At 73.5% G+C, this 12,695-nt stretch carries 14 protein-coding genes; 10 read left to right on the top strand and 4 right to left on the bottom strand.

Features of this window, described 5'->3' with window-relative positions; genetic code table 11:
* The 5 genes from ACFV0O_RS28305 to ACFV0O_RS28325 form a co-directional block, all read left to right on the top strand.
* Positions 1–474, top strand: a 474-nt coding sequence (locus tag ACFV0O_RS28305; protein ID WP_380346498.1) for an amidohydrolase family protein, incomplete at its 5' end; no start/stop codon positions are given.
* 120 nt (positions 475–594) lie between these two features.
* Complete coding sequence (locus tag ACFV0O_RS28310; RefSeq protein ID WP_380346499.1) at positions 595–888, top strand: hypothetical protein; 294 nt, start codon at positions 595–597, stop codon at positions 886–888.
* Positions 885–1,118: a hypothetical protein gene (locus ACFV0O_RS28315; protein ID WP_380346500.1), complete on the top strand. Its 234-nt coding sequence runs from the start codon at positions 885–887 to the stop codon at positions 1,116–1,118. The genes ACFV0O_RS28310 and ACFV0O_RS28315 overlap by 4 nt, the downstream gene beginning before the upstream one ends.
* On the top strand, positions 1,115–2,065 hold the full coding sequence (locus ACFV0O_RS28320; RefSeq protein ID WP_380346501.1) for a 1-phosphofructokinase family hexose kinase: 951 nt from the start codon (positions 1,115–1,117) through the stop codon (positions 2,063–2,065). Before ACFV0O_RS28315 ends, ACFV0O_RS28320 begins: the two co-directional genes overlap by 4 nt.
* Positions 2,056–2,946 carry a ketose-bisphosphate aldolase gene (locus ACFV0O_RS28325; RefSeq protein WP_380346502.1) on the top strand — a complete coding sequence of 297 codons (891 nt, stop codon included), beginning with the start codon at positions 2,056–2,058 and terminating at the stop codon, positions 2,944–2,946. The genes ACFV0O_RS28320 and ACFV0O_RS28325 overlap by 10 nt, the downstream gene beginning before the upstream one ends.
* 100 nt (positions 2,947–3,046) lie before the next feature.
* On the opposite strand, the gene ACFV0O_RS28330 is transcribed toward ACFV0O_RS28325, so the two are convergent.
* Positions 3,047–3,799, bottom strand: coding sequence for a GntR family transcriptional regulator (locus tag ACFV0O_RS28330; protein ID WP_380346503.1), 753 nt, complete (start codon positions 3,797–3,799; stop codon positions 3,047–3,049).
* Positions 3,800–3,991: 192 nt separating this feature from the next.
* On the opposite strand from ACFV0O_RS28330, the gene ACFV0O_RS28335 reads away from it, so the two are divergent.
* Positions 3,992–4,888 carry a hypothetical protein gene (locus ACFV0O_RS28335; protein ID WP_380346504.1) on the top strand — a complete coding sequence of 299 codons (897 nt, stop codon included), beginning with the start codon at positions 3,992–3,994 and terminating at the stop codon, positions 4,886–4,888.
* A 28-nt stretch (positions 4,889–4,916) separates the two neighbouring features.
* Complete coding sequence (locus ACFV0O_RS28340; RefSeq protein WP_380346505.1) at positions 4,917–5,051, top strand: hypothetical protein; 135 nt, start codon at positions 4,917–4,919, stop codon at positions 5,049–5,051.
* Positions 5,052–5,104: 53 nt separating this feature from the next.
* Here ACFV0O_RS28340 and ACFV0O_RS28345 read toward each other — a convergent pair whose 3' ends face one another.
* A complete protein-coding gene (locus ACFV0O_RS28345; RefSeq protein ID WP_380346506.1) occupies positions 5,105–6,676 on the bottom strand; it encodes an MFS transporter in 1,572 nt (523 codons plus the stop codon).
* 330 nt (positions 6,677–7,006) lie between these two features.
* On the opposite strand from ACFV0O_RS28345, the gene ACFV0O_RS28350 reads away from it, so the two are divergent.
* Entirely contained in the window at positions 7,007–7,852 is an 846-nt protein-coding gene (locus tag ACFV0O_RS28350; protein ID WP_380346507.1) for a hypothetical protein, read from the top strand.
* A 179-nt stretch (positions 7,853–8,031) separates the two neighbouring features.
* Here ACFV0O_RS28350 and ACFV0O_RS28355 read toward each other — a convergent pair whose 3' ends face one another.
* Positions 8,032–9,150, bottom strand: coding sequence for a peptidoglycan recognition protein (locus ACFV0O_RS28355; RefSeq protein WP_380346508.1), 1,119 nt, complete (start codon positions 9,148–9,150; stop codon positions 8,032–8,034).
* A gap of 380 nt (positions 9,151–9,530) precedes the next feature.
* Between ACFV0O_RS28355 and ACFV0O_RS28360 the strand changes: the two genes are divergently transcribed.
* Complete coding sequence (locus ACFV0O_RS28360; protein ID WP_380346509.1) at positions 9,531–10,712, top strand: hypothetical protein; 1,182 nt, start codon at positions 9,531–9,533, stop codon at positions 10,710–10,712.
* Between the two features lie 304 nt (positions 10,713–11,016).
* On the opposite strand, the gene ACFV0O_RS28365 is transcribed toward ACFV0O_RS28360, so the two are convergent.
* Positions 11,017–11,388 (bottom strand): winged helix-turn-helix transcriptional regulator, encoded by a 372-nt coding sequence (locus ACFV0O_RS28365; RefSeq protein WP_380346510.1) that lies wholly within the window; start codon positions 11,386–11,388, stop codon positions 11,017–11,019.
* 146 nt (positions 11,389–11,534) lie between these two features.
* Between ACFV0O_RS28365 and ACFV0O_RS28370 the strand changes: the two genes are divergently transcribed.
* A complete protein-coding gene (locus ACFV0O_RS28370) occupies positions 11,535–12,374 on the top strand; it encodes an SDR family oxidoreductase (RefSeq protein WP_380346511.1) in 840 nt (279 codons plus the stop codon).
* Positions 12,375–12,695 lie beyond the last annotated feature (321 nt).

The raw sequence follows: 12,695 nt of genomic DNA on the forward strand, positions 1-12,695 counted from the left end.
GAACGGGTCACCGTCGAACTCATCAACGACGGCGTCCACCTGCACCCCTCCGTCCTCGACCTCGCCTACGGCACCGCCGGCCCCCACCGCGTCGCCCTCATCACCGACGCCATGGGCGCCGCCGGCATGGGCGACGGCCTCTACCCCCTCGGCCCCCTCCAGGTCCGGGTCAAGGACGGCGTCGCGATGCTCCCCGACGGCAGCTCCATCGCCGGGTCCACCCTCACCCTCGACCGGGTCCTCCGACGGTCCCTGACCGCGGGACGGATGACGCTGCCGCAGGCCGTCGAGTCGCTGTGCGCGACCCCGGCCCGGCTGCTCGGCCTGAGCGACTCCGTCGGCTCGCTGGAGACCGGCAAGCTCGCCGACCTCGTCGTGGTCGACTCCGGGACCTACGACCTGGTCGCCGTGATGCGCCGCGGCCGCTGGGCCGTCGGCGACGGCCGGTTCACGACGGTGCGGCGTGGCAGATGACGGCCCCTCTGCATTTCTGCTCAAAGTTGCAGTATTTGCCGGTTCTATTGACATGAATGCGCAGAAACAGTGCACTTGGTGCGCATGTCTCCTCGGCATCCTCGATACAAGGAGCTGGCTGTGCACCTCGTCCGCACGCCCCCGCGCCGACTCGCCCTGTCGCTGACCGCCACCACCGCGCACGCCTCCCCCACCGCCACATCGGGCGACGGCAAGCCGCTCGCCGTGACCTCGCCGAGGGACCGGAACGACTTGGCCCACGACCGGTGCGACATCGACGAACGGACCATCACCGGCAACGCCGACGCCCCGGTCTCGGCGATGGAGTACCGGCACGGCCCGATCAAGGGCCGCGGCACGAACCCCGACCAGCCGCGCAACCTCACCCGCTCCGTCGTGCCGACCCGGCCGTGAGCCGCACCGTGGTCGCCCTCGACGCCGGCGGCACCCACGTCAAGGGCGCGGCGGTCGCCGAGGACGGCGCCCTGCGCCACACGGAGCGCTGGTCCGCCCGCGCCGAGCGCGGCCCCGAGGCCGTGCTCGACACCGTCCTGGACCGTGCCGCCGAACTCGGCCACGAGGCAGGCTGCTTCGGGGCCGGACTGCTCGCGCGGGACCTCCTGGGCGCGGGAGCGGCGACGTGATCCTCACCGTCACGCCCAACGCGGCCCTGGACATCACCCACCACCTGGACCGGTTGCGCCCGCACGGCAGCAACCGGGTCCGGGCGGTGGCCGAGCGTGCGGGCGGCAAGGGCGTCAACGTCGCCCGGGTCCTGCACGCCCTCGGTCACCCGACCGTCGTCACCGGGCTGGTCGGCGGCCTCACCGGCCGGGCGATCCGCGCCGAACTCGCCGCCGCCGGACTGACCGACCGCATGCTGGCGATCCCCGGTGAATCCCGGCGGACGGTGGCCGTGGTCGAGGAGAGCGTCGGGGACACCACCGTGCTGCTCGAACCCGGACCGGTGGTGGGTGTCGAGGAGTGGGAGCGGTTCCTCCATCACCTCGACACGCTGCTGCCGGGCGCCGCCGCGGTGGTCCTCTCCGGCAGCCTGCCGCGCGGCCTCCCCCGGGACGCCTACGCCCAGTTGCTCCGGCACGCACACGCACACGGCGTCCCGGCCGTACTCGACGCCGACGGGGCGGCCCTGCGCGCGGCGCTTCCGGCAGGACCGGCCCTCATCAAGCCGAACGCCGACGAACTGACCGCCGCCACCGGCCTCGCCGACCCGTTCGCCGCCGCCCGCGCCCTGCACGCCGCCGGAGCGGGCGCGGTGGTCGCCTCGCTCGGCGCCGACGGCGTCATCGCCGTCACGCCGCACGGGAGTTGGCACGCCCGCGGACCCGAGCGGCTGGCCGGCAACCCCACCGGCGCCGGCGACGCCGCGGTCGCCGCGCTCACCCTCGGCCTGGTCACCCGCACCCCCTGGCCCGACCGGCTGGCCGAGGCCGTGGCACTCTCCGCGGCCGCCGTCGCCGCACCGCTCGCGGGCGACTTCGACCCGGCCGTCCACCGGGCCCTGCGCCCCCGCGTGGACGTCCGGCATCTCGCACCCTTCGCAGCAGAGGAGCCCGACCCGTGCCCCTGACCGGAACCGGCGCGATCGCCGCCGCACCCGCCACCGGACCCGTTGCCGGTGCCGTGCGCGGCGTCGGCGCGTTCAACGTCATCCACCTCGAACACGCCCAGGCCGTCGTCGCCGGCGCCGAAGCCGCCGGTGCCCCGGTCATCCTGCAGATCAGCGAGAACGCCGTCCGCTACCACGGCGCCCTCGCCCCGATCGCCGCCGCCACCCTGGTCGTCGCCCGTGCCGCGAAGGTACCGGTCGCGGTGCACCTCGACCACGCCACCTCCATCGAACTCGTCCACGAAGCGGTGCAGTTGGGCCTCACGTCGGTCATGTACGACGCCTCCGCGCTCCCCTACGAGGAGAATGTGCGCACCACCGCCGAGGTGGTCCGGCACTGTCACGCCGCCGGCGTCTGGGTCGAGGCCGAACTCGGCGAGGTCGGCGGCAAGGACGGCGTCCACGCCCCCGGAGTGCGCACCGACCCCGCCGAGGCCGCCGCATTCGTCGCCGCCACCGGCGTGGACGCGCTCGCGGTGGCCGTCGGCACCTCCCACGCCATGCTCACCCGCGACGCGGTCCTCGACTTCGCACTCATCGCACGGCTGCACGAGGCCGTGCCGGTCCCGCTCGTGCTGCACGGCTCCTCCGGCGTGGCGGACCAGGACCTCACCGCCGCCGTGGACGCCGGCATGACCAAGGTCAACATAGCCACCCACCTCAACCGGGTGTTCACCACCGCCGTCCGCCGGGCCCTGGCCGACGACACCCGGCTGGTCGACACCCGCCGCTACCTCGGGCCCGCCCGCGCCGCCGTCGCCACCGAGGTCGCCCGCCTGCTCGGCGTGCTGAAGGCGGCGCCCGCCGGCTCCGAGCGCGGGCTTCACGCGCCGGCGAACTGAGACGTCGACATCGCCGGGTTCGACCCGCGCGGCTCACCGACGCCGGCCGACGGGCCCCGTCCCCGTCCCCGTCCCCGTTCTTCCGGACCCACGTGAACCCCTACGGCCGGTTCGAGCCGGAGCCGGATTCCCGCCTCGACCTCGCCGTCGTGGCGCACTCCTGGAGGGCCTGACCGGAGTCGTCGGTCAGAGCGGCCGCGGTCAGGGTGAGGTGCCGGACCAGGATCTCGGCGGCGGTGTCGGCGTCGCGGGCCAGCGCGGCCTCCTCCAGCCTGCGGTGTTCCTCGGCGCCGTCCCGGTCGGGGTTGCGGTGCGCCGACCAGCGGCGGGCCAGCTCACTCGCGGTCCACAACCGGTCGAAGGTCTCCAGCAGTGCGTGGTTTCCGCACCCCTCCAGCAACGTGCGGTGGAAGGCCCGGTGAGCCTCGGCCCACGCGCCGGTGTAGTACTCGCCCTCCTCCGGCTCGTACGCCGGGGTGCGCGCCAGTCGGTGGTGGGAGGCCCGCACGCGGGCTTCCCAGTCGACGTCGCCGCGCTCGATGGACATGCGCAGGACGACCGGTTCGACGGTCCGGCGGGCTTCCGCGATCTCCTGCCAGCGGCGGTCGGAGAAGGACGGGACGGCGAAGCCGCGGTTGGGCAGCCGGTCGGCGAGCCCCTCGCCGACCACCCGCACGAGCGCCTCGCGCACCACGGCCAGGCTCACGCCCTGTTCCTTGGCGAGGTCCTGCGGCTTGAGGGGGGCACCAGGGGCGTGGTCCCCGCGCATGATCGCGTCCCGCAGGTGCGCGTAGACCTGCTCGGAGAGCATCTGCTTCCCCGGCGGGGTCGAGGACTGCGCCGTCTGAGTCATGAGCTCATCCTAGATGATCCCCTAGATAATCGATTATCCGTGTTATCATCGATTCAGTAGTCGGCAGGGACGTCCGCCACCGTCACTTCGTCGTGGTGCATGCCCTCGACACCCCTCGGACGCGCGGTGCCCGTCGCCACTGCCGAAACCCCCGCACGACAGCGCCACCCGACTCCCGGAGACACCACCGCCATGCACCTCGACCCCCTTCCCGCCTCCGCCCGTACCGGCGACGGCCCGATGGACCTGAACGCCGTCCGCACCGTCAGCCACGCCGTCAGCGCCGCCCACCTGTTCATCTACCTCGCCCCCGAGACCGCCGAGCAGGCGGCCGAGCTCGGCGTCACCGACCGCGGGCCGGCCTACCTGGCCTTCCGGTCGGCCGCGATGGGCGCCGTTCCGTGGCAGGTCACGCTCGCGGCCTTCTACAACTTCAGCCCGCGGGCAGTACGGGCCATGGCGGGCGTGTGGGACGCCGCACCGCCCGAGCGGTGGCAGGCCGCCCGCTTCCTGGCCGCAGGACGGGCGATGCGGCGCGTCGGCGTACGGCTCACGGAGGACCACCGTGCCGAGGCCCGCTCGCTGATCGACCCGGTCGTCGCCGGTGCCGACTACGCCGGAAAGGTGCTGGCCGCCGCGAACGCCTCGGTCGGGCTTCCCCCCGATCCGCTCGTCGCGCTCTGGCAGCAGATCACGGTGGCGCGCGAGTGGCGCGGCGACGCCCATCTCGTCGTACTCGCCGACAACGGCCTCGGGCCGTGCGACTGCCTCGTTCTGCACACCGCGACCGGCCCCCTCCCGACGGCTCTCGCACGATCGACCCGTCAGTGGGACGACGAGGAGTGGAACGCGGCGACGGCACGCCTCGTCGCACGCGGCTGGCTCGACTCCGACGCCGTGGTCACCGACGCCGGCAGGGCGGCACGCGAGCGCATCGACGTGGAAACGGACGAGCACTGCGCCGCGTTGTGGGCACCGATCGGCAACGCGGGCGCCCGCCGCTTCGCCGCGCTCATCGCGCCGATCACCGACGCGTTCACCGCAGCAGGAACGTTCCGGTCCGTTCGCGGACGGTCCGATCCCGCATGAACGGTCCTTTGCGCGAGCACGGCCGGTCATGAGCCGCGAAGCCCCGGGCCCACGACCGGGCACCAGGACGCATCCCGACCGGATACCGGATACCGGCTACCGGCTCCGCTACGTCCGCGGCCCCGAGGGCATTGTCGTCGGACTCGCCGAGGAACTCGGCTGACGGCCCTCCCAGCGCGGCGGGCGCGGCCGGGCTGCGACCGGGAGCGCCCCGGCTCAGCCCTGGCCCGGCTCGCGCCCGGCCGGCAAGGGCTCCTGCTCCTCGGCGGACGGCTCGGCCTGCACGCCCGGACGCAGGCCGACGATCGCCACCACCGCGGCCGCGGCCATGATCGCCGCCATCCAGTAGAAGACCGTCTGGGTGGCGTGGGCGAAGTCGGCCCGGAAGAACGGCGGGATGCTCGCGGTGCCCCCGCTCCCGCCGCTCTGCGCCTGGACCTGGGAGAGGTGTGCGGCCGTGGCGGCCGCCTGATCCGGCGGCAGCCCCTGGGCGACCAGCGAGTCGGTCAGCCGGGAGCGCAGGTCGGTCACCAGGACGGTGCCCAGCACCGCCAGTCCCAGGCTCGCGGCGTAGTTGCGGACCGTCTGGGTGATGCCGGTCGCCTCGCCGTAGGACAGCCGCGAGGCGCGGTTGACCGCGTCCGTGCTGGCGGGGGAGAGCATGAAGCCCATGCCCGCGCCGGCCAGCACGATGTCCCACTGCTGGTCGCCGAAGCTCAGCGTGGTCACGTCGCCCGCCCACAGGTAGAACCCGAACGCGGCCAGGACGCACCCGAGCACCACCGGCCGCTTCGCGCCGCCCCGGTCGAGCATCCGGCCGCCGATCTGCGAGGCGATCACGAACCCGATGAAGAAGTAGAGCAGGAAGATGCCGGCGGTCGAGGAGGAGTCGCCCAGCGCGATCTGCGCGTACTCGCTGGAGAAGAAGAACACCGGGACGAAGACCAGCATCGAGATGCCGAGCACCAGGTTCTGCACGGAGAACGCCCGGATGCGGAAGATGTCCACCTGGATCAGCGGCGAGGCGGTGCGCTTCTCGACGAACACGAAGACGACCAGCAGCAGAACGCCGGCCGTGATGCAGAGCCCGATCGCCGGGTTCGACCAGCCCCAGACCTGCGACTGCTGGAACCCGAAGACGCTCAGCGCGACACCGCCGGCGATCAGCGCCAGGCCGCGGTAGTCCATGGGCGCCGGCCGGCTCTGCGTCACCGGTTTCGAGATCGCGATCAGCACCAGCGCGATCGCGGCCACCGGGAGGTTCACCCAGAAGATCGCCCGCCAGGTCCATTCGGTCAGGTAGCCGCCGAGGACCGGCCCGATCGCGGTCAGACCGCCCGCGATGCCGAAGAACAGGGCCAGCGCCCGCCCCCGCTCGCGCAGCACGAAGTTCTGCACCACGATCGCCAGCGCCGCCGGGAACATGAGGGCGCCGCCGAAGCCCTGGACCGCGCGGAAGGCGATCAGCCACGCCTCGGCCAGGCTCCCGGTGGGGGTGAGACCGCAACAGGCCGACGCGCCCGCGAAGACCAGCACCCCGACCACCACCATCCGGCGGTGGCCGACCGTGTCGGCGAGCCGACCGCCGAAGGCGAAGAACGCCGCCAGGGTCAGCAGGTAGGCGTTGACCGCCCACTGCACCCCCGTGCTGGTCAGTTTCAGCTCGTGCTGGATGTTCGGTACGGCGATCGACACGATCGTCTGGTCGATGAAGGTCATCGCGACGGCGAAGATCATCGCCGACAGCACCAGGTAGCGCGAGGACCCGCCGACGGGCGCACTGCTCACGGTTCGCCATCCCTCCGGGGTGCGTCCGCGCATCGACTGCCGGCGGATCACCTGTGGACCGGCCCCGTTCCTGGGGAAACGGGGCCGGTTCCTGCCGTTCGTGCGGCGGCTCCCATGCTAGCGACGGGCCCGGGACGACGCCTGACGGAGCAGCGCGGACGGGTTGCCCCGCTGCGGGGGGGGTGCCGGGGCTCCGCGGGCGGGGCTCCGCGGGCGGGGGCCGCGGGCGGGGGCCGTGGGCGGGCCGGGTCACACGGTGTCACGACCCGTTGCGCCCTCGACCGGTGTTTCGCCACCCCGGTGGTCCGGCGGGCGGGCTAGTCTCGGCCCGTGGGGCAGCCTGAGCAGCGCGCCGAGGGCGCGGGACCGTTCACCACCCGGCTCACCTGGCGGCCGCCAGGCGGCGGCACCGCCGTCTGGGAGTCACGACTCGCCCGGCGGCGCGGACTCATCGCCGTCCACCCGCCCGGTGCCCCGGCCCGTCGGCACGCCAGCGCCGACGCCGTTGCGATCACCCGGCTGCGGAGGCTCAACGCCATCGCCGCCACCGCCTTCGTCATCGGCGGAGCGCTGTTCGCGGCCGGCGCCGCCGTCGCCCAGTTCGGCGGGGGCGACGCCACCACCTGCGCGTCGATCTACTTCGCCGGCGGCCTCTTCTTCAACACCGGCGGGTACGTCTCCCTGCTCCAGGTCGTCAACGCCCCCCGGCACGTCCCGGGCGGCGAAGGCCGACTGGTCACCCGCCGCTGGCGCTGGTGGAGCTACGAGCCGATGCGGGTGGACTGGCTCAGCGCGTCCGCCCTGTTCGCCGGGACCCTCGTGTTCGGCGTCAACCTGCTGGACTCCTTCCTCCAGGGGCTGAACGTCCAGCAGGTCAACCGGCTGATCTGGACTCCCGACGTCATCGGCTGCGTGCTCTTCCTGATCTCCGGTCACCTGGCCTTCGTCGAGATCTGTCACACCCGCCTGCCCTGCGTCCGCCGCCGCAGCCTCGGCTGGTGGATCACCGCCGTCAACCAGCTCGGATCCGTCCTCTTCATGGTGTCGGCACTCGCCGCCTACACCCGCCCCGCGACCGGCAGCCTGGTCAACGCGGACATCGCCGACTGGGGCACCCTCACGGGCGCCCTCTGCTTCTCCGTCGGCGGCGTGCTCCAGCACCTCGAACGTCCCTGACCCGCGCAGCCGGCCCGGCGCTCCACCGCCGGACGGGGTCCGGCACCTGGGGAGGTGCCGGAGCCCGTTCGCGTTCCGTCCGAGCCCGTCGAGTTGCCGGACGCCGGCCGGCTCCGCCCTGCCCTGGACCGCCGTGCGGTCCGTGCGGTCCAGGAGTTCGGCGCGGCCGTCCGGCGGGCTCAGCCGTCCTGGAGGATCAGGGCCGCACTGCGGATGGCGGGGAGCCTGGCGTAGAGGGCTCCACCGGGACACTCGGTGGCGAAGCCGTCGCGGTGGCCGGAGATGGTGTCGAAGTCCACGACGGTGCCCTTGGGATACCGGCTGCCGTCGGAGGAGGAGGTCAATCGGGTGGTGCCCCCGGCCATCTGGCCGGTGAGGCCGAGCTTCCAGGCCGCGATCTTCGCGAGGCCGTCCTGCAGCGCCTGCGGTGGGACGTCCGAGGTGTAGGTGCCGATCGCGGCGACACCGGCCGAGTTGCTGTTGAAGCCGAGGGTGTGGGCACCGAGGACGGGCTGGTCGACGCCGCCGGCGCGGCCCTCGTAGACGGTGCCGCAGCGGTCGACCAGGAAGTTGTAGCCGATGTCCCGCCAGCCGTTGCTCTGGACGTGGTACTGGTAGATCGCCCTGATGATCCGGGGGGCGTCGCTGCAGGCGTAGTCGGTGGCACTCGCCGTGTGGTGGACGAAGACCGCCCGGACCGGGCCGGTGTACCCGAATCCCGCCTCGCGGATGGACTCGTCCGCGCCCCAGCCGGCGCGGGTGACGATCTCGGGGCGCCCAGCGGTGTCGGTGGGTCCGGCCGGGCGTTCGGGCAGGGTCCGCCGGTCCGCGGTGGCGGCTCCCTGCCCGGGGTCGACGAGTTCGACCCGCAGGCCGCGCGGCAGTCCGGCAGGACCGGGACGCACGTCCACGGCAACGCCGTCGCTGCGCCCGGCCCACAGCGGGGCGGTGGCGCCGTGGGGCACGGTGTCGGGGGCGTCCGCGGCATCGGCCTCCAGTGGACGCCAGTCGCTCCAGCGGCCGGTGGTGGAGTCGCGGGTGCGGATCCGTACGGACCCCTGGGCGAGGGCGTCGGGGGCACCGTCCCAGACGACACCGAGGAGTTCGAACGGACGGGTTTCCCGAGGTGCGAGGGCACCCCCGGCGTCGAAGGCCAGTGAGGTGACGGAGCCGCCGCCGACGGAGGTGCGCAGCGTGGCCGTGGGGCTGCTCGAACCGTCCACGGCGACGGCCGCGGGCTGGAGGAGCAGGGCAGTGGTGCAGCCGGCAAGGACAGCTGCCGGGATCGAAATGCTCATGGAAGGGATGGTCACCACGGTTCACCGCCCCCGCACGCCACCGCCGGTAGCGCACCGTCACGAAACGCCTCGGGGATGCGTCGGCGGGGAGTGGGATTTCCCTGGCCGGATGCACCCGGTCAGGCGGCGGTGGGTGGAGCGGACCGGCACGGATGCCGTCCGCCGTACGGGTGGTCGGGCAGCGGCCGGTACGGGTGTCGCGGGGCTGGTTCCAGGGCTGACGCGGGTGCGGGAGCGAGGTGCCGGGCTGGGCGGGGAGCGTACGTCCGTTTGCCGTATCTCGTTGGGCCGCTGCGGTGACTCGGCAGCGACGCGCGTCTTTGCCGGATGGCGCGGAACTGTATACGGAAGATCCGTTTTACGGATCATCCGGGAGCATCATGCGTACTCGAATCACCGCCCTGGTCCTGTCCGGGCTGACCTCGGCCGCCCTCGTCTGGGGCACGGGCGGCCAGGCCTACGCCTCGCCCGTCGCCGACACCGGCACGGCGACGGCTCAGGGCCAATGGGTCGACAGCCTTCTGCGTATGGCCGAGCAGGGAGGCACGTCGGCCCGTGACACCTGGACCCTCACCGGCCGCAGTGACTTCCCTTCCACGTCGACCCTCCGCCTGACCGACGACAACCCCGACACCGCGCCGACGGCGACCGGTGACGGGGAAGCCGACGGGGCACAGACCGATGTCGTGCAGCCCGACGAGGGCGAGCGGCTCGTGGGGCAGGCGCCGTCCACACCGACCACGCTGCCCGCGCTGCCCGCGCAGGCGGGAACGGGAACGGCCGGCACCGAGAACTCCGCCGGGCCCGGCCACGAGGGCCACGGGCACGTCAGCGGCCCCGTTTCCGGCGAGTGCCACTGCCTGCCCGGCGCCCCCGCCGGGCACGGCGAGCACGGCGAGCACGGCGAGCACGGCGAGCACGGCGAGCACGGCGAGCACGGCGAGCACGGGGAACACGGCGAGCACGGGGAACACGGCGAGCACGGCGAGCACGGCGAGCACGGGGAACACGGCGAGCACGGGGAACACGGCGAGCACGGCGAGCACGGCGAGCACGGCGAGCACGGCGAGCACGGGGAACACGGCGAGCACGGCGAGCACGGGGAACACGGCGAGCACGGGGAACACGGCGAACACGGCGAGCACGGGGAACACGGCGAGCACGGCGGCCAGGAGCAGGGCCAGGGCCAGAACGGTCAGCAGAACCAGCACCAGGGGCAAGGCCAGGGCCAGCACGTCGACGTGACCGTCATCGTGAAGAACACCGTGGCCAACAACCTCAACAACAGCGCCAACAACAGCGCCGTCAACAAGCAGTCCAACCACCTCTCCAACAAGATCAAGCTCGTCTCGCAGGAGGAGGGCTCGGGACGGCCGCCCCACAAGGGAGGCCACGAGATGACGCCCGACCACCACGGCTCGGCCCCGGAGGAGCACGCCGGGCACCACCACGGCGAGCTGGCCCAGACCGGCGCACCGAAGACACCCGTTCTGCTCGGCCTCTCCGCCGCGTTCCTCGCGGCCGGCGCGGGCGCCGTGCGGCTGAGCCGGCGCCGCGCCTGACCGGTGCCTCGCAGGCCCCGGCGGTAGTCGGCCGGAGACGGACATGACCGCGGGCCCCACCAGGAGATCCTCCTGGTGGGGCCCGCGGTCTTACGACGTCACGGCCCCGCTGCCGGGAACCCCGGCCCGCACGGCCCTTCCGGACGCCGTGCGCGGCCCACATCAGTCATCTGACCGACCGACACGCCTGACGCCGGGCAGCACCCGGGACAGCAGACGACGCGGACAAGGGCGGGAAGGACGTCCGCAGTGGCCCGGCAGCCGGTGGCCGGCGGCCCGTCGGGAAGCCCAGGGCGGGGTGGCGTCAGCGGGCGTCGGGCGGGGACAGGCGGCGGGTGATCCGGTCGAACAGGTCGGTCAGGGGCTCGCCGAGCTCCCGGCCGAACTCCGTGAGCCCGTAGGTGACCTGGGGCGGCGTGGTCGGCTCGACCTCCCGCCGGACCAGGCCGTCCTGGACCAGGGCGCGCAGGGTCTGGGAGAGCATCTTCTCGCTGACGCCCCGGATGCTCTCGCGGAGTTCGTGGAACCGCAGGTCGTCGTTCCGCAGGGCGATCAGCACCCAGATACCCCACCGGCTGGTCACGTGGTCGACCACGGCCCGTGCGGGGCAGTCGGTGTGAAACACCTCATAGCGCTTCACCGGAGCGGGCCGCCCGAACTGCACACCTTCCGTCATGTCATGAGCTTACCTAAAGGTATGTCCTTACGAAATGTAAGCCTTGCTCCTACTGTCATCGCCATCGACCGCGTCGAGCGCACGGAGCACACGGAGCGCGTCGACGACACCGAGAACACCGAGGACATCGGGCAAGGGAGCTGATCATGATCGTGGTGACCGGGGCGACCGGAAACGTGGGCCGGCCGCTGGTACGGGCACTGGCGGACGCGGGCCGGGAGGTGACGGCAGTGTCCCGGCACGCCGCCCAAGTACCGGACGGCGTACGCCACTTCGCCGCCGACCTGGCCGAACCCGCCGGCCTCGAACCCGCACTGGCCGGGGCGGAGGCACTGTTCCTGCTGCTCTCCGGAGACCTGCACGCCGCCGGAGCCGATCCGGCCGGCATCATCCGGCGCGCCGCTGCGAGCGGGGTCCGACGGGTCGTCCTGCTCTCCACCCAGGGCGTGTCGACCAGGCCCTTCGGTCCGACCCGGATCGCGATGCGCGAACTGGAGGACGCCGTGCGGCAGTCCGGGACGCAATGGGCGATCCTGCGGCCGGGAGGCTTCGCCTCCAACGCCCTGTGGTGGGCAGGGTCCGTCCGCGACCGGCGGACCGTCGCCGCGCCCTTCGGCGACACCGGCGTGCCGATCATCGACCCGGCGGACATCGCCGAGGTCGCGGCCGCCTGCCTGCTGGACGACCGGCACAGCGGCGGCGTGTACGAGCTGACCGGCCCGGAGGTGATCACGCCGCGCGGGCAGACGGCGGCCATCGCCGCCGCGCTGGGCTCGCCGGTACGGTTCCACGAACTCACCCGCGACGAGGCCAAGGCGGCGATGGTCCACAGCATGCCGGCGGAACTCGCCGACGACACCCTGGACATCCTCGGCTCTCCCGACCCGTCCGAGCTGCGCGTCAGCCCGGACGTCGAACGGGTCCTCGGCCGGGCCCCGCGGCGGTTCGCCGAGTGGGCCGTCCGCCACGCCGACGCGTTCCGCTGAGAACGGCGAGCCGGCCCCGACGGGCATCCGGCCACCCCGGCAGGGTGAACCGGGGTGACCGGGGCAGCGTCGTACGGCTGCGGGGCAGGGTGGGCGGTCGGGACGGGGCCCGACGCCGAAGGCCCTGTCCTGCGGAAGCCGTGGGCCGGCTGGGCCGGCGTGCGGCAGGCATGCGGCAGGCGTGCGGCAGGCGTGCGGCAGGCATGCGAGAGGTGGGGGGGGCGGGGGGGGGGGGGCGGGCGGGCGGGGGGGGGGGGGGCGGGCGGGGGGGGGGGGGCGGGGCCGCCGGCACGGGGGGGGGGGGGAGACAGCGGAGAGCAC

Source organism: Kitasatospora sp. NPDC059577 (assembly GCF_042735475.1).
In the GTDB taxonomy this organism is placed as follows: Bacteria; Actinomycetota; Actinomycetes; order Streptomycetales; family Streptomycetaceae; genus Kitasatospora.